General features: G+C 68.8%; 21 protein-coding genes and 1 pseudogene. 11 read left to right on the top strand and 11 right to left on the bottom strand.

Features of this window, described 5'->3' with window-relative positions; all coding sequences use genetic code 11:
• Positions 1 to 55: 55 nt before the first annotated feature.
• Together J2739_RS25825 and J2739_RS25820 are read left to right on the top strand one after the other, a co-directional pair.
• Positions 56 to 295, top strand: coding sequence for a cupin domain-containing protein (locus tag J2739_RS25825; protein ID WP_309907041.1), 240 nt, complete (start codon positions 56 to 58; stop codon positions 293 to 295).
• A 153-nt stretch (positions 296 to 448) separates the two neighbouring features.
• Complete coding sequence (locus J2739_RS25820; RefSeq protein WP_309907039.1) at positions 449 to 691, top strand: hypothetical protein; 243 nt, start codon at positions 449 to 451, stop codon at positions 689 to 691.
• Positions 692 to 694: 3 nt separating this feature from the next.
• Here the strand turns inward: J2739_RS25820 and J2739_RS25815 are convergent, their stop codons facing one another.
• The 3 genes from J2739_RS25815 to J2739_RS25805 form a co-directional block, all read right to left on the bottom strand.
• Positions 695 to 2,074, bottom strand: coding sequence for a CoA transferase (locus J2739_RS25815; protein WP_309907037.1), 1,380 nt, complete (start codon positions 2,072 to 2,074; stop codon positions 695 to 697).
• A 78-nt stretch (positions 2,075 to 2,152) separates the two neighbouring features.
• A complete protein-coding gene (locus tag J2739_RS25810) occupies positions 2,153 to 2,791 on the bottom strand; it encodes a 3-oxoacid CoA-transferase subunit B (protein WP_106560682.1) in 639 nt (212 codons plus the stop codon).
• Between the two features lie 91 nt (positions 2,792 to 2,882).
• Positions 2,883 to 3,689, bottom strand: coding sequence for a CoA transferase subunit A (locus tag J2739_RS25805; protein ID WP_309907035.1), 807 nt, complete (start codon positions 3,687 to 3,689; stop codon positions 2,883 to 2,885).
• Positions 3,690 to 3,763: 74 nt separating this feature from the next.
• On the opposite strand from J2739_RS25805, the gene J2739_RS25800 reads away from it, so the two are divergent.
• Both J2739_RS25800 and J2739_RS25795 read left to right on the top strand, forming a co-directional pair.
• Entirely contained in the window at positions 3,764 to 4,351 is a 588-nt protein-coding gene (locus J2739_RS25800; protein WP_309907033.1) for a LuxR C-terminal-related transcriptional regulator, read from the top strand.
• A gap of 459 nt (positions 4,352 to 4,810) precedes the next feature.
• On the top strand, positions 4,811 to 6,442 hold the full coding sequence (locus J2739_RS25795; RefSeq protein ID WP_309907032.1) for a hypothetical protein: 1,632 nt from the start codon (positions 4,811 to 4,813) through the stop codon (positions 6,440 to 6,442).
• Positions 6,443 to 6,580: 138 nt separating this feature from the next.
• Here J2739_RS25795 and J2739_RS25790 read toward each other — a convergent pair whose 3' ends face one another.
• Together J2739_RS25790 and J2739_RS25785 are read right to left on the bottom strand one after the other, a co-directional pair.
• Positions 6,581 to 7,300 carry a nitroreductase gene (locus J2739_RS25790; RefSeq protein WP_309907030.1) on the bottom strand — a complete coding sequence of 240 codons (720 nt, stop codon included), beginning with the start codon at positions 7,298 to 7,300 and terminating at the stop codon, positions 6,581 to 6,583.
• A 55-nt stretch (positions 7,301 to 7,355) separates the two neighbouring features.
• The gene (locus J2739_RS25785; protein ID WP_309907028.1) at positions 7,356 to 8,348 is read right to left on the bottom strand and encodes a LysR family transcriptional regulator; all 993 of its coding nucleotides are present in this window, start codon (positions 8,346 to 8,348) and stop codon (positions 7,356 to 7,358) included.
• A gap of 98 nt (positions 8,349 to 8,446) precedes the next feature.
• Here J2739_RS25785 and J2739_RS25780 point away from each other — a divergent pair, with 98 nt between their 5' ends.
• A complete protein-coding gene (locus J2739_RS25780) occupies positions 8,447 to 9,439 on the top strand; it encodes a tripartite tricarboxylate transporter substrate-binding protein (RefSeq protein ID WP_309907026.1) in 993 nt (330 codons plus the stop codon).
• 11 nt (positions 9,440 to 9,450) lie between these two features.
• Positions 9,451 to 9,981, top strand: a complete 531-nt coding sequence (locus tag J2739_RS25775; RefSeq protein ID WP_405053952.1) for a 4-hydroxylaminobenzoate lyase — start codon at positions 9,451 to 9,453, stop codon at positions 9,979 to 9,981.
• 67 nt (positions 9,982 to 10,048) lie between these two features.
• Here the strand turns inward: J2739_RS25775 and alkB are convergent, their stop codons facing one another.
• Genes alkB through ada form a run of 3 tightly spaced genes read right to left on the bottom strand, consistent with a single transcriptional unit; the run spans position 10,049 to position 12,470 of the window.
• On the bottom strand, positions 10,049 to 10,705 hold the full coding sequence (gene alkB, locus J2739_RS25770; protein WP_309907024.1) for a DNA oxidative demethylase AlkB: 657 nt from the start codon (positions 10,703 to 10,705) through the stop codon (positions 10,049 to 10,051).
• A gap of 5 nt (positions 10,706 to 10,710) precedes the next feature.
• Positions 10,711 to 11,394: a 2OG-Fe(II) oxygenase gene (locus J2739_RS25765; protein WP_309907022.1), complete on the bottom strand. Its 684-nt coding sequence runs from the start codon at positions 11,392 to 11,394 to the stop codon at positions 10,711 to 10,713.
• Positions 11,391 to 12,470 (bottom strand): bifunctional DNA-binding transcriptional regulator/O6-methylguanine-DNA methyltransferase Ada, encoded by a 1,080-nt coding sequence (ada, locus tag J2739_RS25760; protein WP_405053954.1) that lies wholly within the window; start codon positions 12,468 to 12,470, stop codon positions 11,391 to 11,393. The genes J2739_RS25765 and ada overlap by 4 nt, the downstream gene beginning before the upstream one ends.
• Positions 12,471 to 12,651: 181 nt before the next feature.
• On the opposite strand from ada, the gene J2739_RS25755 reads away from it, so the two are divergent.
• Entirely contained in the window at positions 12,652 to 14,250 is a 1,599-nt protein-coding gene (locus tag J2739_RS25755) for an OpgD/OpgG family glucan biosynthesis protein (RefSeq protein ID WP_309907080.1), read from the top strand.
• Between the two features lie 12 nt (positions 14,251 to 14,262).
• Here the strand turns inward: J2739_RS25755 and J2739_RS25750 are convergent, their stop codons facing one another.
• Positions 14,263 to 14,682 carry an FKBP-type peptidyl-prolyl cis-trans isomerase gene (locus J2739_RS25750; RefSeq protein WP_309907018.1) on the bottom strand — a complete coding sequence of 140 codons (420 nt, stop codon included), beginning with the start codon at positions 14,680 to 14,682 and terminating at the stop codon, positions 14,263 to 14,265.
• Positions 14,683 to 14,786: 104 nt separating this feature from the next.
• Here J2739_RS25750 and eat point away from each other — a divergent pair, with 104 nt between their 5' ends.
• From eat to J2739_RS25730, 4 genes are all read left to right on the top strand, one after another.
• Entirely contained in the window at positions 14,787 to 16,157 is a 1,371-nt protein-coding gene (gene eat, locus J2739_RS25745; protein ID WP_309907016.1) for an ethanolamine permease, read from the top strand.
• Positions 16,158 to 16,173: 16 nt separating this feature from the next.
• Positions 16,174 to 17,565 (top strand): ethanolamine ammonia-lyase subunit EutB, encoded by a 1,392-nt coding sequence (locus J2739_RS25740; RefSeq protein WP_309907014.1) that lies wholly within the window; start codon positions 16,174 to 16,176, stop codon positions 17,563 to 17,565.
• A gap of 118 nt (positions 17,566 to 17,683) precedes the next feature.
• Entirely contained in the window at positions 17,684 to 18,475 is a 792-nt protein-coding gene (eutC, locus tag J2739_RS25735) for an ethanolamine ammonia-lyase subunit EutC (RefSeq protein ID WP_309907012.1), read from the top strand.
• Positions 18,476 to 18,503: 28 nt separating this feature from the next.
• Positions 18,504 to 19,085: a peroxidase-related enzyme gene (locus tag J2739_RS25730; protein WP_309907010.1), complete on the top strand. Its 582-nt coding sequence runs from the start codon at positions 18,504 to 18,506 to the stop codon at positions 19,083 to 19,085.
• 14 nt (positions 19,086 to 19,099) lie between these two features.
• Here J2739_RS25730 and J2739_RS25725 read toward each other — a convergent pair whose 3' ends face one another.
• Both J2739_RS25725 and J2739_RS27950 read right to left on the bottom strand, forming a co-directional pair.
• Positions 19,100 to 20,893, bottom strand: coding sequence for a phosphoethanolamine transferase (locus J2739_RS25725; RefSeq protein ID WP_309907079.1), 1,794 nt, complete (start codon positions 20,891 to 20,893; stop codon positions 19,100 to 19,102).
• A 51-nt stretch (positions 20,894 to 20,944) separates the two neighbouring features.
• Positions 20,945 to 21,409, bottom strand: a pseudogene (locus J2739_RS27950) (phosphatase PAP2 family protein); the annotation flags it as partial.
• Between the last annotated feature and the right edge of the window lie 236 nt (positions 21,410 to 21,645).

The raw sequence follows: 21,645 nt of genomic DNA, 5'->3' as shown, positions 1-21,645 counted from the left end.
GCAGCGCTTTGCCGCAGCCCATCGAGGGCTCGGGTTCGCGCCTTTCGAGCTCTGGATGGAAGTCCTCGAGATCGACGCGCGCATAGACCTCCTGCCCATCGAATGCGCACGGGTCGTGCTGGTGCTCACGGGCCACGGCAAGCTGATGATCGACGGCGCATCCCAGCGCTTTCATGCACCCTGCAGCCTGGTGCTGCCCGCCGGCGTCGACAGCCAGGTGGTCAATATCGGGGCCGAGCCCATGCAGCTCGTGACAGGGTTCACACCAGCCGCCGCGCGTCCGCCGCAGGCTTGAGCCGCGGTGCAAGCCCATGGCCTTTCGCCATGGCCCTCCGTCGCGACCGAACTGGCTCCTCTGGTCGATGTGCCAAGAGCCTGGAAACCAAATACTTCGTTCATGCGCAGGACAGATGAATTGCTCTTCGCGCCCCACTGATCGGAGATTGCCATGAGTTCAGCCGCCTCGACTTCACTGGATAACCTGCATTCCGGCCTTCAACCCCTGCATCGCGAGCCGCCCGAAGGGGATCGCGTCACCACCTTCCTTCAATCCGTGTTGAGCCAAACCGCGAACCGATCTGCCGAGATCTGGCACAAGCTCTCGCGCAAGACGCAAATCCTTCTTGTCGCGCTGTCGATGACCTTTACCAGCTTCGCTCTGTCGATGATCGTGGCCGCGCTTGCACGCTGAGCTTCAGGGCCAACGAGGGGGGTGGGTTCCGGGCGGCATCGAGGGCCGCCGCCAGGCAACCGGAGTTCGGGCCAGCTGTGCGCTGAGCCGCATGCTCCGGAGCTCGCCGAAACCCGAAGCAGCGCTTTCCAGCCAGGGTTCGATGTCGGGTCTCGGCACCTCGAATCCATTCGACAACCGGCCCAGGCCGCGTAACCACTGGCCGGTCTGCGCCAATGAAACCTGGACGAGCCAGCTGCCGCCCTCGCGCTGCTGGCGCCACAGCGCCGCAGCGGCGCCCATCGCGATCAGGTAACCCGTCGCCTCGTCGAGGATTTGCATCGGCAAAGCCCGCGGCCGGCCCTCCCCGGCTGCTTCGCCCTCGGCATGGTTGAAGCCCATGGCCGTCTGCACCAGCGAATCGAAACCACGCCGCGGCGCCCAGGGACCCTCGGTGCCGTAAGCCGAGAGCGAGACATGCACGATGCCAGGACGCCGCTGCGCGTTCTGCGCCGCACCGAAGCCTCGTTGCGCCAGGCCACCGGGCCGGTAGCCCTGCACGAACACGTGGGCATCGGTCAGCAGCCCGGCGAGCGTCGCGCGCCCGGCATCGCTGTTCAATTCCAGATGCGCCGAGAGCTTGCCTCGGCTGGTGTCGGCAATGGCTTCGATGTTCGGCAGATGCGGCGCGTTGACAAGCATGACGTCCGCGCCAAAGGCTGCCAGTGCGCGGCAGCCGACGGGACCGGCCAGCACGCGCGTGAGGTCCAGCACCCGCAAGCCCGCGAGCGGTGGGAGCGATTCGTCGATCGGCGGCAGCTTTCGCGGCGGCGCGTCGCCGATGCGCTCGAGGGTGAACAAGGGCTGGGCTGCAATGGCCCGGCCTTGCGGGGTCGCATCCCATTCGTCGAAGCGCCGCAGCGCAGTGGCCACCACGCCGGCGTCGGCTGCGGCCGTCTCGAAATCGATCGCCTTCCAGCGCGACATGGCCGTCTCGGCGTCGGCCCGCTGCGCGGTGGACGGATCCAGCCCCATCAGGCGCAGCGCGCCGTCGCGGTGGTGGGCAAAGTTCGCGTGCACGCGCACCCAGCCATCGGCGCAGCGGTAGAGGCCGGAGAAAGGATCCCACTGCGGCGGCACCCGGCCGTCGAGACTGAACCAGGCGGTGCATTCCAGCGCTGCGTGCAGCATGTCGACCGTGACCTGCTGCCTCGGCGCGCCGCGGAGGTGCCCCAGCTCACAGGCAGCGAGCGCGGCGGCAGCAATGCTGGCCTGTGCGGCGGTGCCGACGGCGAAGGACGATGGCAGCGCCGGTTCGGCGCCGGTCAGGCGGGCGAAGCCGAGGGCCTCCGGCGGCAGCCCGGCCAGGTCCCAGAGGCGCCGGAGGGTTTCGTCGGGGTGCATGGCGTTGTCGTCAGGGTTCGGGCGCCGCTGCCCTCACCCCGCCGTCTCCCGCAGGGAGAGGGAACGGCGCCCGGCACTTCAGTGCAGGAGCTTGACCCCGGTCTTGGCCTGCAGCGCCTCGAAAGTGACGCCCTCGGCCAGCTCGACCACCTTCAGGCCTTCGGGCGTGACGTCCATCACGGCCAGGTCGGTGATGATGCGGTCCACCACGCCCACGCCGGTCAGCGGCAGCGTGCACTCCTCGAGGATCTTGAGGTCCTCGGTGCCGTCCTTCTTGCGCGCCACGTGCTCCATCAGCACGATCACGCGCTTCACGCCGGCCACCAGGTCCATCGCGCCGCCCATGCCCTTGACCATCTTGCCGGGGATCATCCAGTTGGCCAAGTCACCCTTGGCGCTCACCTGCATGGCGCCGAGGATCGACAGGTTGATCTTGCCGCCGCGGATCATCGCGAAGCTGTCGTGGCTGCCGAAGATGGCGGAGCCGGGCAAGGTGGTCACGGTCTGCTTGCCGGCGTTGATCAGATCGGCGTCGACCTGGTCCTCGGTCGGGAAGGGACCGATGCCGAGCATGCCGTTCTCGCTCTGCAGCCAGACTTCCTTGTCGCCGACGAAGTTGGCCACCAGCGTGGGGATGCCGATGCCGAGGTTCACGTAGAAGCCGTCTTCCAGCTCCTGGGCGGCGCGCGCCGCCATCTGGTCTTGGGTCCAGGGCATTCAGGCCTCCTGCCGGGCCGCCCCGAGGGAGGCGTGCGCCCCCTCGGGGGGCAGAGAGGACACGAAGTGCCGAACGTGGGGGCGTTTCATCTCAGGCTCCTTTGCTGCTGCTGTTCTTGACGGGGGCCGGCACCTCGCTGCCGGCGGCGGCCTGGGCGATGGCGGCCTGCGCCTCGACCTTGGCGGCGGCCACGTCGACGGCGGCGCTCACCGTGCGCTTCTCGATGCGCTTCTCGGGGTGGGCGTTGAGCACGATGCGGTGCACGTAGATGCCCGGCAAATGAATATCGTCCGGCGCGAGTTCGCCGATTTCGACGATCTTCTCGACCTCGACGATGCAGATCTTGCCGGCCATCGCCGCCGCCGGGTTGAAATTGCGCGCGGTGAGGCGGAAGCGCAGGTTGCCGGACTTGTCGGCCACATGGGCCTTGACCAGCGCCACGTCGGGCACCAGCGAGCGTTCCATCACGTAGGTTTCGCCGTCGAACTCGCGCAGCTCCTTGCCCTCCGCCACCAGGGTGCCGACACCCGTCTTGGTGAAGAAGGCCGGGATGCCTGCGCCGCCGGCGCGCAGCTTCTCGGCCAGTGTGCCCTGGGGCGTGAATTCGAGCTCCAGTTCCTTCGCCAGGTACTGGCGCTCGAATTCCTTGTTCTCGCCCACGTAGCTCGCGATCATCTTCTTGATCTGGCGCGTCTCGAGCAGCTTGCCCAGGCCGAAGCCGTCGACACCGGCGTTGTTGGAGATGCAGGTCAGGTTCTTCACGCCCGAGTCGTGCAGTGCATCGATCAGGGCTTCGGGAATGCCGCACAGACCGAAGCCGCCGACCGCGAGCGTCTGGCCATCGGCGACGACGCCCTTGAGCGCCGCATCGGCGGAGGGATAGATCTTGTTCGCCATGATTCCTCGTTCGGAAATGGTGGTTGATGGAGAACCCGCACGATACTACGTATGCGCATACGTAGTATTTCGTAATGGAGACACCCGACGCCGCCCTCGCCGCCATCGACTACCGGCTCGCCTTCGAGGAGGCGCCGGTGGGCATGGTGCTGTCGCGCCACCGGATCATCGTCGATTGCAACGCGCGCCTGTGCGAAATGTTCGGCGCCACGCGCGACATGCTGATCGGCCAGTCCTTCCGCGTGCTCTACCCGAGCGTCGTCGAATTCGAGCGCATCGGCAAGCGCATGGAGCCGATCCTCAACGCGAGCGGCCGCTATGCCGACAACCGCATGATGCGGCGCGTCGGCGGCCTGCACGGCGCCTTCGCGGGCGAGACCTTCTGGTGCCACGTGAGCGGCCAGGCGCTCAATCGCGCCGCGCCGCACGAGGCCGGCATCTGGACCTTCGAGGACCTGGGCTCGCGCCGCGTGGCCAAGGCCGAGCTCACGCCGCGCGAGCGCGAGGTGGCCGCGCAGCTGATGAAGGGCCTGACCTCGAAGGAGATCGGACGGGCGTTGGGCATCAGCCACCGCACGGTCGAGATCCATCGGGCCCGTTTGATGCGCAAGTACGCCGCGGCGACGACGGCGGAACTGGTGCAGAAGCTCATCGCGGCTTAGCGCATGGAACCTTTGTCGAGCCCGTGCCACTCAGCTTGGGTCAACGAGGCATGTTCGTCGCCTGCAGTTGAAGAATGATCGTGTGGGTCTGATGGCGCAATCCGCCGGAAGTCCCTGAAGCTTGAAATTCAAGTGTGTCGGACGGGGGTTCGATTCCCCCCAGCTCCACCAGAGTGCGGATGCGCATGCGTCCGCAGTCTCGTGGGGCTGAATGGTTTCGACGACGCATGGCGGTCGAGGGCGACGATCCGAGAGGCGACTGCCGTAAGCAGAGCAAATCCAGTAAATGCTAATGAAAGCTTTTACCTGAAGCAGGCCTAAAGCCCGCTCGGAGTAGCCCGAAAGGGTTCCCGGCCCCTGCAGTTTCTGCAGGCTCGGCAACAGAAAGGCCGGGACCTCGTCAGCCCGCCGCGTCGCCCCGCACTTGAAGGCTCGGGCGCACCGGCGCATCATGCCGCCGTGCCCCAAGTCGTATGCCGCCTTCGAAGAAGCGCGGCGCTGGCGCTGCTCGTCGTTGCCGGCTGTGCCCTTCCCGGCAGCGACGGCGCGTCGTCCCGCGCCGCGCCGCCACCCACCGACTGCAGCGCATTCGTGGGGGCCGACCGCAATGCAGTGCTGCCCGGCTACCTGCTCCCCGGTGCCGCCGGCCAAGCCGTCTGCGTGCCCCTGCTCCTGAGCGCCTATCGACCGCCCGCGGACTACGGCGGCCGAGACTTCTATGTCGACGAATTCACCGACGCGCAGCTCAAGGCCCGCTGGCGCGGGTGCAAGGCAGACGCCGATTGTTTCCGGCGCATCGATGCCCAGATCCAGCGCTGGCTGCCGCCCAACAAGGAGCGCACCACGCGCTCCATCGGCGTGGTCGATCCGTCCGGCAGGATCGACCCGGATGGCGAGGTCGACTTGCGGCACATCCGGCGCCCGGCCTTCTTCGCCAGGCCGCCCTACCGCGAGGCGATCGCCGAGGCGGAGCCGCGCACCTTCATCGTCGAGTTCAGTGCGCCGCGCGACACCTACGAGCGCATCGACCTGAACATGCAGGACACCCTCAAGCTGCGCGGCTGGTACATCGAGGGCGAGGGCGTGGATGACGGCAAGGGCGGACGGCAGCGCGCACTGGTGATCATGGCCAATGGCGGCGGCGGCCAGATGACTGCCATTCAGCATCCGGACGAGCAGGCCTACCGCATCGATCCCGCCACGGGCCGGAGCGTCGCCGTCGCCTTTCCCAACGCCAAGACCGAGACGATGGGTCAGCGCTGGTGGCGCGAGAACCTCCATGCGCTGAACGCGGCCGGCTTCGATGTGCTCGCCTGCGACCGCCGCGGCGAGGGCATCTCCGGCGGCTTCAGCGACACCAACACGCTCGAACAGGGCGAGGACGTGTTCCGCATGCTCGAGCAGTTGGAAAGCGGCGAAGGTCTTCGCCTGCTCACTCCCTCGGGGCAAGTGCTCGAAGGCCGTGCGGCAGGCGGGCGGCTGCTGGCCGGCATGAAGGCGAAGCAGATCCCCCTCCTGCTCGGCGGCTACTCCCGCGGCTCGATGTCCGCGGCCTGGGCGATGACGAAGAACTTCGTCGAGTCCTGCAGCTACGACGTGCCGGTGGTCACGTGCACGCCGCCCAGGGGCTACACCAACATCAAGGGTGCCATCCTGCTGGCGTCGTTTGCGAGCGGCGCGGGCTATGTACCGGACGCGTCCGACCTGCGCGACCGCAACCTCTTCCTCGGCGGCATGGCGGCCGACCATCACATCGTCTTCTACCCGAGCTCGGCCACGCTGGCCGGCATGGCGCGCTGGCCAGCCGCCTTCTTCGGCAAGGGACTGTGGGACCGCGCAGAGAGCCTGGAGGGCACGATCGCCGCCTACGACCGCATCCAAGGCCTGAAGGAGATCGTGGTCGCGCGCGGCCCGCATTCCATCGAGACCTGGGACCCGGCCGACCTGCGCTACCTGCGCGAACGCATGGTCGCCTTCGCCAAGGCCGCGGTGACGGACTCGACGACCCTGCCGGGCGCCAAGCCGTGGTCGGACCTGCGGGGCCTGGTCGCAACGACGCTCGATCGCCGGGAGACGTCCTCGCGGCCGTAGCTGGATCGATTCGGGATCTGACATCCGAACGCAGAAGACGCAACGGAAAACCAAGGAAAAGGCTCCGCGTCCGGCACGTCCGGCACGTCCGGCACGTCCGGATGTTCCGGAGCTCCGATCCGGAATGCGCCGACCGCGCTATTCGTCTTCGAAGCCCCAGAAAACCGCGAAGTTGTCGATGCCTTCACGGGGCATGCCCAGCCGGTTGACCGTGGCCTCGGTGTCCGCAAAGCCGAGGGACATGCCGCACACCACCGTCTGCGTCGCGGGCAGCCCGAGGAATGCGGCGACGACCGGCTCATGCCGCACGAAGGAGACCTGCGGGCAGGTGTCCAGGCCGCGGGCCCGCGCGGCGATCATCAGCGTTTGCAGGAACATGCCGTAGTCCGCCCAGCTGTGGCGCGTCAGCCGGCGGTCGATGGTGAAGATCAGTCCCACGGGTGCGTCGAAAAAGCAGAAGTTGCGCGCCGACTGCCTGGAGCGCGCGCCCGCGTCCGCGCGGTCGATGCCGAGCGCGGCGTAGTAGCGGGCGCCGAAGTCCGCCTGTCGCGACGCGCAGGCGACCGGCAGCTCGTCCGGAAAGTGGGCCGAGGGCGGCAGCGCATCGCGCTCGTGCGATGCATGCAGGAGCGCGCTCAGCCGCTGCTTCGGCTCGCCCTCCAGCACATGCACCGACCAGGGCTGGGTGTTGGAATTGCTGGGGGCCATGCGCGCGAGGTCGAGGATCTCCGCCACCACGGACCGGGGGACCGGTGTCGACCGGAAGGCGCGCACGCTTCTTCGCGACCGGATCACGGCATCCACGATGCCTGCGAAGGCCTGGCCATCGGCCGCCACCACGGGGTCTGCGTTCTTCATGCCGCGATCGTGCACGAGCACCGGCGCGAAATCCAATGAAGCCTGCGCAAGATCCTCATGCACCAAAGGACATGGCCAGCTCCGCGAGCAGCTCGCGCAGCCAGAGATGCGCCGGATCGTGTTCATGGCGCCGGTGCCAGACGGCGCGCACGATCGCGTGCTGCGTCGCATAGGGCAAGGCCTTCGCCACCAGCTCGCGCCGCTCGACGAAAGCCCGCGCCAGCGGCGCCGGGACGATTGAGAGCATGTCGCTGCCCGCGAGCAGATCGGGCACGGCCAGCGAATGCGGCACGGTGAGCCGGTAGCGGGGCCGCAGCCCGGCCGCGGCCAGCGCATCTTCCAACGCCGAACGATCGAACATCTCCGACTGTCGCGCCAGGCCGCGCTCGACGATGAAGCCGCTCACCGCGCCCTCCTCCTGCCCGCCCAGCGACACCGTCAGCAGCGGGTGGTTCGCCAGGTCGCGGACCCCCGGCTTGCGCCGCGCGAGCGGATGTCCGCGCCTGAAGACCAGAACATCCTCCTGCAGCCACAAGCGGACGCTTTGAAAGCGCGCCGGGACCTCCGCGAAGATGCCCAGCGCGATGTCGATGCGCCCGACGTCGAGCTGCTCCGCCAGGTCGAGCCGCGTCGAAGGGCGGACCACCAGGTCGGACAAAGGCGCCTCCACCTGCATGCGCCCGGTCAGCCGGGTGAGCAGCACCGAGGTCACGTAGTCGTTGGCCGCCACCACGAAGCGGCGCGCGCTGGTCGCGGCATCGAAGGCCTGTACGCCCAGCGTGTCCTCGATGCTGCGCAAGGCCTCGCGCAGCGGCGGGGCCATGGCCAGCGCACGCGCGGTCGGCTCCATGCCCTTGGCCGTACGCACGAAGAGCTCGTCCTCCAAGCCTTCGCGCAGACGCCCGAGCGCATGGCTGATCGCCGACTGGCTCAGGTGCAGGCGCTTGCCCGCGCGCAACAGGTTGCGGTCCTCGAACACGGCGTCGAAGACGCGCAGCAGATTGAGGTCGATGCGCCTCAGGTTCAGCGCCGGCTGCGCTTTCGTCATGTTGCACCTCGTGCATGTTGCCGTTGCAGATTCGTCGCTTCCGGCGGCTGCGGGGCGGTGGCAATGTCCACCCCACACCGCATCACATGGAGCCCGCGATGACCGAAATCACCCGGCGACGTTTCGCCAAGTATGTGGCCTGCCTGGCGCCGGCCCCCGCCTTGTTCACCGCCACGGCGCGGGCGCAGGGGGACGGCACGATGGGCCGCATCGTCGTGGGCTATCCGGCCGGCGGCACGCTGGACCAGACCGCACGCCGCCTGGCGGAATCGTGGCGCACGCAGAACCGCCCATTCCTGGTGGACAACCGTCCCGGCGCCGCAGGCCGCATCGCGAGCGCCCAGATGAAGCGCGAGCGCGCCGACGGCAGCGTCGTGCTCTGCACGCACACCTCGGCGATGACGATCTATCCGCACGTCTACACCCGGCTGGCGTACGACCCGGACAAGGATCTTCGGCCGGTCGCCAATCTCGCCTCGGCCACCTGCGTGCTGGCGATCAGCACCGCGGTTCCCCCGGAGGTCCGCACGCTCGCCGATTACGCGCGCTGGCTCAAATCGAACGAGGCGGCCCGCACGTATGCGTCGCCCGCGGCGGGATCGCTGGCGCAGTTCCTCGGCTACCGCTTCTCCCAGGCCGCGGGTGTCGGCCTGACCCACGTGGCCTACCGGGGCTCCGCGCCGGCCATGCAGGACCTGCTGGGTGGCCAGGTGCCCGCCTACATCGGCTTCGCCGGGGACTTCCTGCAATACCTCGGCAGCGGGAAGCTCCGCCTGCTGGCCGTGAGCAGCGATCGGCGCTCGCGCTTTCTCCCGAACGTTCCAAGCTTCGCCGAGCAGGGCTTCGGGTCCGTGACGGGCCTGGAGAGCTATGGCGTCTTCGTACCGGCCGCGACGCCGGATTCGACGGTGGCCGCGCTCGCGGCCGCGACACAGGCCGCTGCCAGGGACAAGACGCTGATCGCCGGCCTGGAGCAGATCGGCCTCGAGCCCGCCTACGCCGGCTCCGGTGACTACGCGCGACTCATCGCGACCGAGCGCGAGCACTGGAAGCCCATCGTGGCGGCATCCGGCTTCAAGGCGGACGAATGATGGAGCCCGTCATGAACGATCGAGACAAGCTCATCGCGGCCAGCCTGCCTTTCCTCGCGGAGATCCAGAACATGACCGCCGGCACCGCCGTCGAGCAATGGCTGAATGCGAAGTACGGCCCCGGCAGCGCGCTCTACGAGGAGCTGGCCGCGCTGGTGAAGGCGGGCGTAGAGGCGGGCTGGGCCGCCAGCACCGAGATCCAGGGGCGCCGCTATCGCCGCAGCCGCATCTGCGAGCCGACGCCGGAGACGCTGGGCTTCAGCATCACGGCCGTGTACATGGACAGCACCGGCAACACGCAGGGCAATCCGGAGCAGAGTTTTCGCGGCGACTACCACGCCCACCCCTACGGCGAGTTCAACATGGTGATCCCGCTGAATGAAGGCGCGGCGCTGGCCGGTCCCAATGGCTGGTGCTACGGCGGATGGACCGCACCGTCGCCGGGGAGCCACCACTATCCCGAGGCCAAGGGGGGTGCCGTGATCGCGTTGTTCTACCTGCCGGCGGGACGGATCTCCTACGACATCGCGCCTCCGGCTTGAGCGCCGCCCGGCCCTTCCCGAATCGGTTCGCACACAGCGCGGAGCACGGAGCCGGCCCGAGGAACGCTCAGCCTGCTTTGCGAAAGGTCAGGTTGATACGGCAGGCGCCCGTCAGCGGATGCTCGCCCTCCTTCATCGGCAGCACGCCGTGGTAGTGCAGCCGCGAAGGCCCGCCCCACACCACCACGTCGCCGTGCACCAGCGGGACGCGCTGCGCCTTGTCCGAACGCTTCGGGCCGCCGAACAGGAACACGGCCGGCAAGCCCAGCGAGACCGAGACGATGGGCCAGTCGTAGTTGCCCTCGTCGCGATCCTGGTGCAGCGAGAGCCGGGTGCCGGCCTCGTAGCGGTTGATCAGGCACGCGTCGGGGACGAAGCCCTCGAAGCCGCTCGCGCGCGCGGCGGCCGCGGCCAGGTCGAGAAAGATGGCGGGCATCGCGGGCCAGGGCCGCCCGCTGTCGGGATCGATCGCGTCGTAGCGGTAGCCGCTCCGGTCGGAAACCCAGCCCAGCCGGCCGCAGTTGCTCATCGCCACGGACATCCGAAAGCCGCCGGGCGTGACCAGGTGACGCAGCGGCGCCTGCGCCAGCACCGCGTCGACACCGGCCAGCAGTGGCGCTTCGCGCGAGCGCGCAAAGCCGCGCAGCAGCACCGCGCCAGGCGCGAGCGGCTGCGTCGCTGGCAGCGCGGGCACCTCGAGTCCATCGAACAGATCGGGCGTCATGGCGTTCAGGCCGCGTCGTGGAAGATGATGCCCGCCGTGTGGCGCTGCCCCGAGCGCACCCGGCTCACGCCATGCCGCAGGTTGACGCGATAGATGCCGCGCGTGCCCTGCACCGGCCGCTGGTGCACCGCGATCACCGCCGCATCGCCCTGCCGCAGCGGCAGCACCATCGGCCGCGACTGCATGCGCGGGCGTTGCTCGGTCATCACGAATTCGCCGCCGGTGAAGTCGCGGCCCGGCTCGGACAGCAGGATCACCAGCTGCAGCGGGAACACATGCTCGCCGTAAAGGTCCTGGTGCAGGCAGTTGTAGTCCCCCTCGCCGTATTGCAGCAGCAAGGGGGTGGGCCGCGTCTGCCCCGCGGCATGGCAGCGCGCGATGAAGTCCGCATGCCGGGGCGGGTAGCGCACGTCGATGCCCATGGCCTCGTTCCAGCGGTTGGCGATGGGCGCGAGTCGCGGGTACATCGCTTCGCGAAGGCGTGCCAGCCGCTCGGGCAGCGGGTAGTCGAAGTACTTGTATTCGCCGCGGCCGAAGCCGTGGCGCTCCATCAGCACGCGGCTGCGGAACAAGGGGTCGAGCGGATAGAGCGCCGCCAGCGACTTGCACTCGTCGCGCGACAACAAGGCCGGAATGAGGGCGCTGCCCTCGCCGTCGAGATCCAGCGCCACCTGTTGCCAATCGATCATGCGGCGCCGGCCTCCCGCTTCAGCAGTGCGCTCTTGCGCTCCACGCCCCAGCGATAGCCGGAGAGCGCGCCGTCGCTGCGCACCACGCGATGACAGGGAACCGCCACAGCGAGCAGATTGGCGCCGCAGGCCTGCGCCACCGCGCGCACCGACTTCGGACTGCCGATGCGCACGGCGATCTCGGCATAGCTCGCCGTGCTCCCCGGCGGGATCTCGCGCAGCGCCTGCCACACGCGCTGCTGGAAGGCGGTGCCGCGCACGTCCAGCGGCAGGTCCAGGCCCACGCCCGGCGCCTCGACGAAGCCGACCACGCGCGCCACCAGCTGTTCGAAGGCAGGGTCGCCGCCGATCAGCCGCGCCTGCGGAAAGCGGTCCTGCAGCTCGCGCGCCAGCGCATCGGGATCGTCGCCCAACGCGATCGCGCAGACACCGCGCTCGCTCTGCGCCACCAGGATTGCACCGAGCGCGCACTGGCCGATGGCGAAGCGGATCTCGGTGTCGGCGCCGCCGGCGCGAAAGCGCGTCGGCGTCATTCCCAGCACCTCGTTCGAGCGCTCGTAGAAGCGGCCATTGGAGTTGTAGCCCGCGTCGTAGATCGCATCCGTCACCGTCCCGCTGCGCGCCAGCGCCTCGCGCACGCGCCGGTCGCGATGGGCCGCGGCGTAGGCCTTGGGCGTGAGCCCCGTGGCTTGCTTGAAGATGCGATGCAGGTGAAAGCGGCTGAGCCCGGCGCGCTCGGCCAGCTCATCGAGCGTCGGCGACTCGCCGGCGTTCTCGATGTAGCGGCACAGCTCGGCCACCTGCGCCGCCTGCTGCTCGTTGCGCGCCGGCTGGTCCGGCTTGCAGCGCTTGCAGGGACGGAAGCCCGCGCGCTGCGCGTCGGCGGCGGTCGCGTGGAAGGCCACGTTCTCGGGCCGCGGCTGCCGCGCCCCGCAGGAAGGCCGGCAATACACGCCGGTGCTCTTCACCGAATAGAAGAACTGCCCATCGGCGGTCGCGTCGCGCGCCGCCACCGCCGCCCAGCGCGGGTCGCTCGCGGTTTCGAGGGCGCGGATTTCGTCGGGGTTGCTCATCATGTTCATTGCAAGTCCTTTCGGCTTCATGGATCGATGCACCGATTCTGGAGATCGGCCTTCGCATGCGCACTCCGGGTCTTGCTTTCGAATTCGATCGTAGGACGAGGCCGCCATCATGGCTTTTTTCATCGCGCCTTCGGCCTACGGGGGTCAGGCCCGGGCCTCGTTACCATCCTGGCCGATGATCGATCGCCGTTCACTCCTCACCGCCGGTGGCGCCTCCGTGGCGCTCGCCGCCCTCGGATTCCCCGCAGATGCCCTCGCGGCCGGGGGAATCAAGCTCAGTCAACCCCGTCCCTTCTCTTTCGAACGTCTTGTTACCGAAGCCAAGGGGCTCGCGAGCCGGCCCTACGTGGCCGATACCTCGCTGCCCGCCGAGGTGCTGCAGCGCATCGACTACGACGCGCATGGCAAGATCAAGTACAACCCCGACCTGGCCCTGTTCCGCGACGGCCCTGGCCAATTCCCGGTCACCTTCTTCCACCTGGGCCGCTACTTCCAGTTGCCGGTCCATATGTTCGTGACCGAAGCCGCCAGCGGCGACGGCTTCGCGCGCGAGGTCCTCTACGACAGCGACTACTTCGCGATGCCCGCCGACAGCCCGGCACGCCAGCTGGGCGAAGGCGCCGGCTTCGCGGGCTTCCGGCTGCAGGAGAGCCGCCTGGGCGACCAGAAGAAGCTGCCCTGGCAGACCAACGACTGGGTCGCTTTCCTCGGTGCCTCCTACTTCCGCGCCATCGGCGAGCTCTACCAGTACGGGCTCTCGGCGCGCGGCATCGCGCTCGATGCGGCCATGCCCGACCGGCCCGAGGAATTCCCCAACTTCACGCGCTTCTATTTCGAGCCGCCCGCCACGCCCGATGCCAACACCATCACGGTGTACGCCCTGCTCGAAGGCCCCAGCATCACCGGGGCCTACAAGTTCCTGATGCAGCGGACCAAGGCGGTGTTGATGGACATCGAAGCGCGCCTGTTCCTGCGCCGCGATGTCGGCCGGCTCGGCCTGGTGCCGCTGACCTCGATGTTCTGGTATGGCGAAACGGTGAAGCCCACGGGCATCGACTGGCGGCCCGAGGTGCACGACTCCGACGGCCTCGCGATCTGGAACGGCGGCGGCGAGCGCATCTGGCGCCCGCTCAACAACCCCGCGCAGACCCGCGCCTCGGCCTTCACGGACACGCGCCCGCGCGGCTTCGGCCTGCTGCAGCGCGATCGCAATTTCGACCACTACCAGGACGGCGTGCTCTACGAGAAGCGGCCGAGCCTGTGGGTCGAGCCGCTGGGCGACTGGGGCGAGGGCTCGGTGCAGCTGATCGAGATCCCGACCGACGACGAGATCCACGACAACATCCTGGCCTGCTGGGTGCCGAAGGCGCCGGCCAAGGCCGGTGCGAGCTTCGCGCTGAAATACCGGCTGTACTGGACCGACCAGGAGCCCTTTCCCTCGCCGCTGGCACGCTGCATCGCCACGCGCATGGGCCGCGGCGGCGAGCCGGGCACGGCCCGGCCGCCGGGCGTGCGCAAGTTCATGGTCGAGTTCATCGGCAAACCGCTCGAAGCCATCCCCTTCGGCATCAAGCCCGAGCTGGTGCTCACGGCCTCGCGCGGCAAGTTCTCCTACATCTTCGCGGAGGCGGTGCCCAACGGCGTGCCGGGCCACTGGCGCGCCCAGTTCGACTTCACGGCCGAAGGCACGGAGCCGGTGGACATGCGCCTCTACCTCAAGACCGGCGACCAGACGCTGACCGAGACCTGGCTCTACCAATACCAGCCGGGCTGAACTTCGCGAGCGTCAGCGCTTGGTCACGGAGATCAACTCGATCTCGAAGTCCAGCGTCGCATTCGGCGGAATCACCCCGCCCGCCCCGCGCGCACCGTAGGCGATGGCGGGCGGGCAGGTCAGCTTGGCCTTTCCGCCCGGCTTCATCTTCTGCACGCCTTCGGTCCAGCAGGGAATCACGCCGTTCAACGGAAACTCCGTCGGCGCATTGCGCTTGTAGGAGCTGTCGAACTCCTTGCCGCTGTCCGGAAAGGTGCCGCGGTAGTGGACCTTGACCACGTCCGTAGCCGAGGGCGAGGCGCCGCTGCCCTCCTTTAACGACTGGTAGACCAGCCCGCTCGGCGTGGTGACGGGGGCGCTCTGCGCCAGCGCGGCCGGCAGTGCGCACAAGGACACGAGGGCTGCTGCAGCAAGACGAAAGAAGGAATGCACGAGACGGTCTCCCGGGTTGGTTGAAAACAGTCCATTATTGCGGCGCATGCCGCCATGGCATTGCTCTTGCTGTGAGCCTCCATCCGCATCAACGAGGAGTGTGCATGTCCACAGGCTTGAAGAAAGTGCTCGGCCCCATCCAGCTCTGGGGCATTGCGGTCGGGCTCGTGATCTCGGGCGAGTACTTCGGCTGGAGCTACGGCTGGAACACCGCCGGCACGCTCGGCTTCCTGGTCGCCACCGTGCTGGTCGCGACCATGTACACCACCTTCATCTTCAGCTTCACCGAGCTCTCCACCGCCATCCCGCATGCGGGCGGCCCCTTCGCCTATGCCCGGCGCGCCTTCGGGCCCAACGGCGGCTTCATCGCGGGCTTCGCGACGCTGGTGGAGTTCGTCTTCGCGCCGCCGGCCATCGCACTCGCGATCGGCGCCTACCTCAACGTGCAGTTCCCCGGCATCAATCCCAAGTGGTTCGCGCTCGGCGCTTACGTGATCTTCATCGGGCTCAACTGGATCGGCGTCGGCATCGCGGCGGCCTTCGAGCTGTTCGTCACCGTGCTCGCGATCCTCGAGCTGCTGGTCTTCATGGGTGTGGTCGCCCCCGGCTGGTCGCTCGCCAACTTCGCCGCCAACGGATGGTCGGGCAGCTCGGCCTTCGGCAGCGCGGCCGTTCCGGGCATCTTCGCCTCCATCCCCTTCGCGATCTGGTTCTTCCTGGCCATCGAGGGCGCGGCCATGGCGGCCGAGGAGGCACGCGATCCGCACCGCACCATCCCGCTGGCCTACACCACGGGCATCCTCACGCTGGTGGTCCTGGCCTTCGGCGTGATGATCTTCGCCGGTGGCGTCGGCGACTGGCGCCGGCTCGCCAACATCAACGATCCCCTGCCGCAGGCGATGAAGGCCGTCGTGGGCGAGCAGAGCGGCTGGCTGCACATGCTGGTGTGGATCGGCCTGTTCGGGCTGGTCGCATCCTTCCACGGGATCATCATGGGCTACTCGCGCCAGATCTTCGCGCTGGCGCGCGCCGGCTACCTGCCCGCCACCTTCGCCGCGCTGAGCCCGCGCTTCAACACGCCGCACCGCGCGCTGATCGCCGGCGGCGTGGTCGGCGTCGCCGCGATCTTCAGCGACGAGTGGGTGCAGTTCGGCGGCCAGACGCTCACCGCCAACATCGTCACCATGTCGGTGCTGGGCGCGATCGTGATGTACCTGGTCTCGATGGCGGCGCTCTTCAAGCTCCGGCGCAGCGAACCGCAGCTGGAGCGCACCTACCGCGCGCCCTTCTATCCCGTCTTCCCCGCCATCGCCCTGCTGCTCGGCCTGGTGTGCCTGAGCGCGATGATCTGGTTCAATGGCACGCTGACGCTGCTCTTCCTGGTGCTGATGGCATTGGCCTACGGCTATTTCCGCCTCACCGCCGGACAGCGCGAGGCCGCCGCACCCGACAAATTGCTCTCCACCCTGGGCTGAACTTCTTCTCGCCGCGATGCGCTACCGGACCACCCTCGATTCGCAGGTCTTCGCCTTCGACGACCTGCGCCAGGTCATGGCCATCGCCAGCCCGGCGCGTTCGGGCGACTACCTGGCAGGCATCGGCGCAGCCACGGCGCAGCAACGCATGGCGGCACGCCACGTGCTGGCGGAAACACCGCTGAAGCAGTTCCTGCGCGAGGCCCTGGTCCCCTACGAAGAAGACAACATCACCCGCCTCATCATCGACGGCCACGATGCAGCGGCCTTCGCGCCGGTCGCCCATCTGACGGTCGGCGACTTCCGCAACTGGCTGCTTTCGGAACAGGCGAGCACCCCGGCCCTGGCGGCGCTCGCGCCCGGACTCACGCCCGAGATGGCGGCCGCGGCCTCCAAGCTGATGCGCAACCAGGACCTGATCGCGGTGGCGCGCAAGTGCCGCGTGGTCACGCGCTTTCGAGACACCATCGGCCTGCCGGGCCACCTCGCGGTCCGCCTGCAGCCCAACCATCCCACCGACGATCTGCGCGGCATTGCCGCGTCGATGCTCGACGGCCTGCTGATGGGCGCCGGCGATGCGGTGATCGGCATCAACCCCGTGACCGACAGCCTGCAGCACCTCGGCGACCTGCTGCGCATGCTCGACGAAGTCATCCAGCGCTTCGAAGTGCCGACGCAGAGCTGCGTGCTGACCCACGTGACCCATGCGATCAAGCTCGTCGAATCCGGCGCGCCCGTGGACCTGGTGTTCCAGTCCATCGGCGGCACCGAGAAGACCAACCGCTCCTTCGGCGTCACCCCGGAACTGCTGGACGAGGCGCACGCCGCCGCGCAGTCGCTCGCGCGCGGCACGGTGGGCCGCAACCTCATGTACTTCGAGACCGGCCAGGGCTCGGCGCTCTCGGCCGACGCCAACTTCGGCGTCGACCAGCAGACCTGCGAGGCGCGCGCCTATGCGCTGGCGCGGCGCTACCAGCCGCTCCTGATCAACACCGTGGTCGGCTTCATCGGGCCGGAGTACCTCTACGACGGCAAGCAGATCATCCGCGCCGGCCTCGAAGACCACTTTTGCGGCAAGCTCCTGGGCCTGCCGCTGGGCTGCGACGTCTGCTACACCAACCATGCCGAGGCCGACCAGGACGACATGGACACCCTGCTGGTGCTGCTGGGCACGGCCGGGATCAACTTCATCATGGGCGTGCCCGGCGCCGACGACGTGATGCTCAACTACCAGAGCACCTCCTTTCACGACGCGCTCTTCCTGCGCGAGTCGATGGGGCTGAAGCGCGCGCCCGAGTTCGAAGCCTGGCTGCAGCGGATGCAGATCACCGATGCGGCCGGCCGCCTGCAAGCGCCCTCTTCGAATCGCCTGCTCGCGGACATGCGTTCGCTGAAGGCGTTGACATGAGCGCCGCCCTGCCGCTTGAAGGCGCTCGCACCGCAGTGCGAAGCACGGAGGTTGCCCAATGAGCGCCGCCCGGCCGCGCAAAGGCGCTCGCAGCGCAGACGGAAGCGAAGGGACGCCCTTGCCCGATCCCGTCACGCACAGCCCCTGGGCCGGCTGGCGCAGCGCCACGCCCGCACGGCTCGCGCTCGGCCGCGCCGGCGCCGGCATGCCGACCGACGAGGTCCTGCGATTCGGCTGGGCCCATGCCATGGCGCGCGACGCGATCCATGCGGCCCTCGACGTCGAGGCCCTCGAGACCGCGCTGCGCAGCGAGGGATGGGACGTGCTGCGGGCGCGCAGCCGCGCGCCGGACCGTGCCGCCTACCTGCGGCGCCCCGACCTGGGCCGCCAGCTCGATGCCGGTGACGCGCAGGCCCTGCGAACGCACGCAGGTACGCCGGCCGATGTCTGCATCGTGATCGGCGACGGCCTGTCTTCTCTGGCCGCGACCCGCCATGCACTCCCGCTGCTGTCCGCCTTGCGCCCGCAACTGCCGGCCGGACTCCGGCTCGCGCCCCTCGTGATCGCCACCCAGGCGCGCGTGGCGCTCGCGGACGAGGTGGGCGAAGCCTTCGGCGCCCGGTTGGCGGTCATGCTGATCGGCGAGCGCCCCGGCCTGAGTTCGCCCGACAGCCTCGGCATCTACATCACCCACGCGCCACGCCGCGGCCGGCACGACGCCGAGCGCAACTGCATTTCGAACGTGCGCCCAGAGGGGCTGCCTTATGAAGCCGCGGCGTTCAAGCTTGCCTGGTTCGTGCGCGAAGCCTTGCGCCGCGGCCTGACGGGCGTGGCGCTCAAGGACGAAAGCGCATCGGCCGTGCTCGCGCCGGTGGATTCGAACCCGGCGCTGGATCGTCCCCACCCTTGATGGACCGCTGCAACCCACGGAGACCCCCATGACCGCATCCCGCTATCCCCTCGCCGAGCTCAAGGACCTGCCCGAAGACATCCGCGCCAAGGTGCTCGAGGTGCAGGAGAAGGCCGGCTTCGTCCCCAACGTGTTCCTCGCCCTCGCGCGGCGGCCGGCCGAGTGGCGCGCCTTCTTCGCCTACCACGATGCGCTGATGCTGAAGGAGGAAGGCAGCCTCACCCAGGGCGAGCGCGAGATGATCGTCACCGCCACCAGCGCGGCCAACCGCTGCCTCTATTGCGTGGTGGCGCACGGCGCGCTGCTGCGCATCTACGAGAAGAAGCCGCTGGTGGCCGACCAGGTGGCGGTCAACTGGCGCAAGGCCGACATCACGCCGCGCCAGTACGCGATGCTGGAATTCGCGATGAAGGTCTGCGAGCGTTCGCACGAGATCGACGACAGCGACTTCCCATCGCTGCACGCGCACGGCTTCAGCGACGAGGACATCTGGGACATCGCGGCCATTACGTCTTTCTTTGGCCTGTCCAATCGCATGGCCAGCTTCAGCGGCATGCAGCCGAACGCGGAGTTCTATCTGCTGGGGCGGGTGCCGCGCGAAAAGAAGTAGCGTCTCTTGCGCGCTCAGCCGGGACTGCGGCACGACGCGAGCGCATCCAGGCCCGCCTTGTAGCTCGGCGTCTTCACATCCATCAACCCGAGCACCGTGTGATAGAGGTTGTCGTGCGTGAGCGGCGCATCCAGCCCCGACTCCATGCAGTGACGCGACAGCCCGGCGCGCTCGGCCGTGCGTGCGCCGAACCACATCACCATCGGGATGTGCTTCTGCACTTCCGGCGCAAAGCTGTAGGGCACACCGTGCAGGAACAGCCCGTACTCGCCCAGCGACTCGCCGTGATCGCTCAGGTAGAGCAGGGCCGGGTCGTAGCGGCCCGACTGCGCCTGCAGCCAGTCGATGGTCTTGCCGAGAAAGCGGTCGGTGTAGGCGATCGAATTGTCGAAGCCGTTCACCAGCTCGGCGTGGCTGCACTCCGCCAGCGCATTCGTCTTGCACTCGGGCAGGAAGCGCTTGGCATCCGGCGAGGAGCGCTTGTAGTAGGCCGGGCCATGGCTGCCCATCTGGTGCATCACCAGCACCACGCCCTTGGCGCGGCGCTCGGGCGGCAAGGCGGCCAGGCGATCGTCGAGGCCCCTGAGCATCACGTCGTCCAGGCATTCGTCGCCGTCGCAGAGCGCGCTCTTCACCGCCGGGGCGAGTGGATCGAACGCCGAGGCATGCGGAATGCGGTCGCACACGCCCTTGCAGCCGCCGGGCTGGTTGTCCAGCCAGAACACCGCAAGGCCGGCGGCCTGCAGGACGTCCATCAGGTTTTCGTAGTCGTCCTTCCGCGCCTCGTAGCCGGCCTTGCCCAGCGGCGAGAACATGCAGGGCACCGAAGCCAGCGTGTTGGTGCCGCAGGAATGCACGTCGCGCCACGACAGCACCTTGTGCGCCGCCAGCGCCGGCGTGGTGTCGCGTACATAGCCGTTGAGTCCGAAGTGATCGGCCCGCGCGGTCTCGCCCACCACCAGCACGAAGAGCTGCGGCCGAGCCTGCGCGGCATAGCTGGCGCCGAGCGCGGTGCCGGCGGTGACCGGCACCAGCTTGCGGCTGTGCTTCAAGAGGGGCTTGAGCGCCACCGCACCCACCGAATAGAGGCTGGCGAGCGGGTTCATCATGTAGCGCAGGTGCACGTTGTTGCGCATCAGCGGTGCCACTTGCCGGTTCATCGCCAGGGCGCCGCCGGCCGCCAGCGACACCGCCGCCAGCAGCAGCGCGGCGTTGCGCCAGGCGTGCGACCAGAGGCGCATGGGCAGCACGCGCATGCGCCACAAGGCCCAGCCCGGTAGCGCCGCGACCAGCAGCATATGGACGAGCAGGCGCCAGCCCAGCAGGTCGCTCGCCTCGTGCATGTCGGTCTGAACTGCGTTGGCCAGCATGCTCGGGTCCATCACCGCGTGATAGCTCGACATGAAGTGCTGCGCCACCGCGGCCACCAGCACGACGGCAAACCACAGCGGCTTCATCCAGCGCGACCACGCACTGAAGGCGAGCAAGGCCACCATGCCGCAGACGGTGAACAGCGCCATCGTCGCGATCGTCGGCAGATAGACGCTGGGCGCGCCGCCGATGCGCGCCAGCTCCGCCCACAGCGGCCAGTTGGCGGCCACCGCGAGGTAGACGCTGAGCCAGACGACCACCTGCCGCGCCGAGCGCGGCCGCGTCAGCCAGGCATCGATGCGCTGCCACGGGGACGAAGCTGCCTCTTCGGCGGGCGCTTGCACGCGGGGCGCGGCGACTGCGTGATCGGAAGGAAAGACCGAGGACCGGCCAGGCGTGCTTTCGTCCGGCTCGGGCACGGAACCCGCGATGGCCATGTCGGGACGGCGTGACCGCGTCAAGCCCATCAGCGCATCGATGGCCAAGGCGGTGCTCCAGCAGAGCCAGCCGGTCCAGAGGGTGTGGCTCATGTAGTGGGCGCCGCGCAGCTGCTGCGCCAGGCCCAGCAGCAGCCCGGCCGCCAGCGCGCCAGCCAGCCATGCGCGCGCCGCGGCCGGCGCGCTGCGACGCAGCGCGAACCAGCCGCCCACGAAGGCGAAGCCCGCGGAGGCGTGGCCGGCCGGAAAGCAGCCCCCTGGCCCGCCGTCGCGCACACCCCAGGCCCAGTGCGACACGTGCCGCGCCATTCCGCCGAAGGCCTTCAGGTCCCAGGGGCAGCTGGTGGTGCTCGCCTGCTTGACCAGCGTCACGACCAGCACGCCGGCCAGCACGGTGAAGGCGAGCTGGACGCGCTCGCCCGTCCGAAGCCGGCGCAGCACGCCGACGGGCCAGCGAATGGCGGCGAAGAGCGCGATCAGCAACAGCCAGCTCAGCGCCCTCGCGCCCTCATGCATCATGTGCACCAGGAAGCCGTTGTCGCGCAATGGGAAGCCTGTCGGCGTGCCCGCCAGGCGGGCCAATGCGAGGTCGAGGCCGCTGGCGTCCCAGAGCAGGAGCAGGAGGAAGGCCAGGAGGGTCCAGGCGAGAGGCCGGGCGAGCAGGGATCGGAACATGGACGCGCGAGCCTAAGGCCGCCCGCTGAACGTTGGCTGAAGCGTCTCGCCTAGACTCGGGTTCTTTGGAACAGAGG

It is taken from the genome of Variovorax soli (genome assembly GCF_031454625.1).
Classification (GTDB): domain Bacteria; phylum Pseudomonadota; class Gammaproteobacteria; order Burkholderiales; family Burkholderiaceae_C; genus Variovorax; species Variovorax soli_A.
The sequence above is the reverse complement of the archived record's forward strand: the minus strand, read 5'-3'. Positions and strand labels throughout refer to the sequence as shown.

What these genes read in the sequence shown, in the direction of transcription:
- J2739_RS25755 (WP_309907080.1), top strand. Translation starts at nt 12,652, where the DNA reads ATGATCGATCGCCGTTCACTCCTCACCGCCGGTGGCGCCTCCGTGGCG.
- J2739_RS25825 (WP_309907041.1), top strand. Translation starts at nt 56, where the DNA reads ATGGAAGTCCTCGAGATCGACGCGCGCATAGACCTCCTGCCCATCGAA.
- J2739_RS25815 (WP_309907037.1), bottom strand. Translation starts at nt 2,074, where the DNA reads ATGCACCCCGACGAAACCCTCCGGCGCCTCTGGGACCTGGCCGGGCTG.
- J2739_RS25790 (WP_309907030.1), bottom strand. Translation starts at nt 7,300, where the DNA reads ATGAAGAACGCAGACCCCGTGGTGGCGGCCGATGGCCAGGCCTTCGCA.
- J2739_RS25730 (WP_309907010.1), top strand. Translation starts at nt 18,504, where the DNA reads ATGACCGCATCCCGCTATCCCCTCGCCGAGCTCAAGGACCTGCCCGAA.
- J2739_RS25780 (WP_309907026.1), top strand. Translation starts at nt 8,447, where the DNA reads ATGACCGAAATCACCCGGCGACGTTTCGCCAAGTATGTGGCCTGCCTG.
- J2739_RS25805 (WP_309907035.1), bottom strand. Translation starts at nt 3,689, where the DNA reads ATGGCGAACAAGATCTATCCCTCCGCCGATGCGGCGCTCAAGGGCGTC.
- J2739_RS25775 (WP_405053952.1), top strand. Translation starts at nt 9,451, where the DNA reads ATGAACGATCGAGACAAGCTCATCGCGGCCAGCCTGCCTTTCCTCGCG.
- J2739_RS25785 (WP_309907028.1), bottom strand. Translation starts at nt 8,348, where the DNA reads ATGACGAAAGCGCAGCCGGCGCTGAACCTGAGGCGCATCGACCTCAAT.
- J2739_RS25810 (WP_106560682.1), bottom strand. Translation starts at nt 2,791, where the DNA reads ATGCCCTGGACCCAAGACCAGATGGCGGCGCGCGCCGCCCAGGAGCTG.
- alkB (WP_309907024.1), bottom strand. Translation starts at nt 10,705, where the DNA reads ATGACGCCCGATCTGTTCGATGGACTCGAGGTGCCCGCGCTGCCAGCG.
- eat (WP_309907016.1), top strand. Translation starts at nt 14,787, where the DNA reads ATGTCCACAGGCTTGAAGAAAGTGCTCGGCCCCATCCAGCTCTGGGGC.
- J2739_RS25800 (WP_309907033.1), top strand. Translation starts at nt 3,764, where the DNA reads ATGGAGACACCCGACGCCGCCCTCGCCGCCATCGACTACCGGCTCGCC.
- ada (WP_405053954.1), bottom strand. Translation starts at nt 12,470, where the DNA reads ATGATGAGCAACCCCGACGAAATCCGCGCCCTCGAAACCGCGAGCGAC.
- J2739_RS25725 (WP_309907079.1), bottom strand. Translation starts at nt 20,893, where the DNA reads ATGGCCATCGCGGGTTCCGTGCCCGAGCCGGACGAAAGCACGCCTGGC.
- J2739_RS25820 (WP_309907039.1), top strand. Translation starts at nt 449, where the DNA reads ATGAGTTCAGCCGCCTCGACTTCACTGGATAACCTGCATTCCGGCCTT.
- J2739_RS25740 (WP_309907014.1), top strand. Translation starts at nt 16,174, where the DNA reads ATGCGCTACCGGACCACCCTCGATTCGCAGGTCTTCGCCTTCGACGAC.
- J2739_RS25765 (WP_309907022.1), bottom strand. Translation starts at nt 11,394, where the DNA reads ATGATCGATTGGCAACAGGTGGCGCTGGATCTCGACGGCGAGGGCAGC.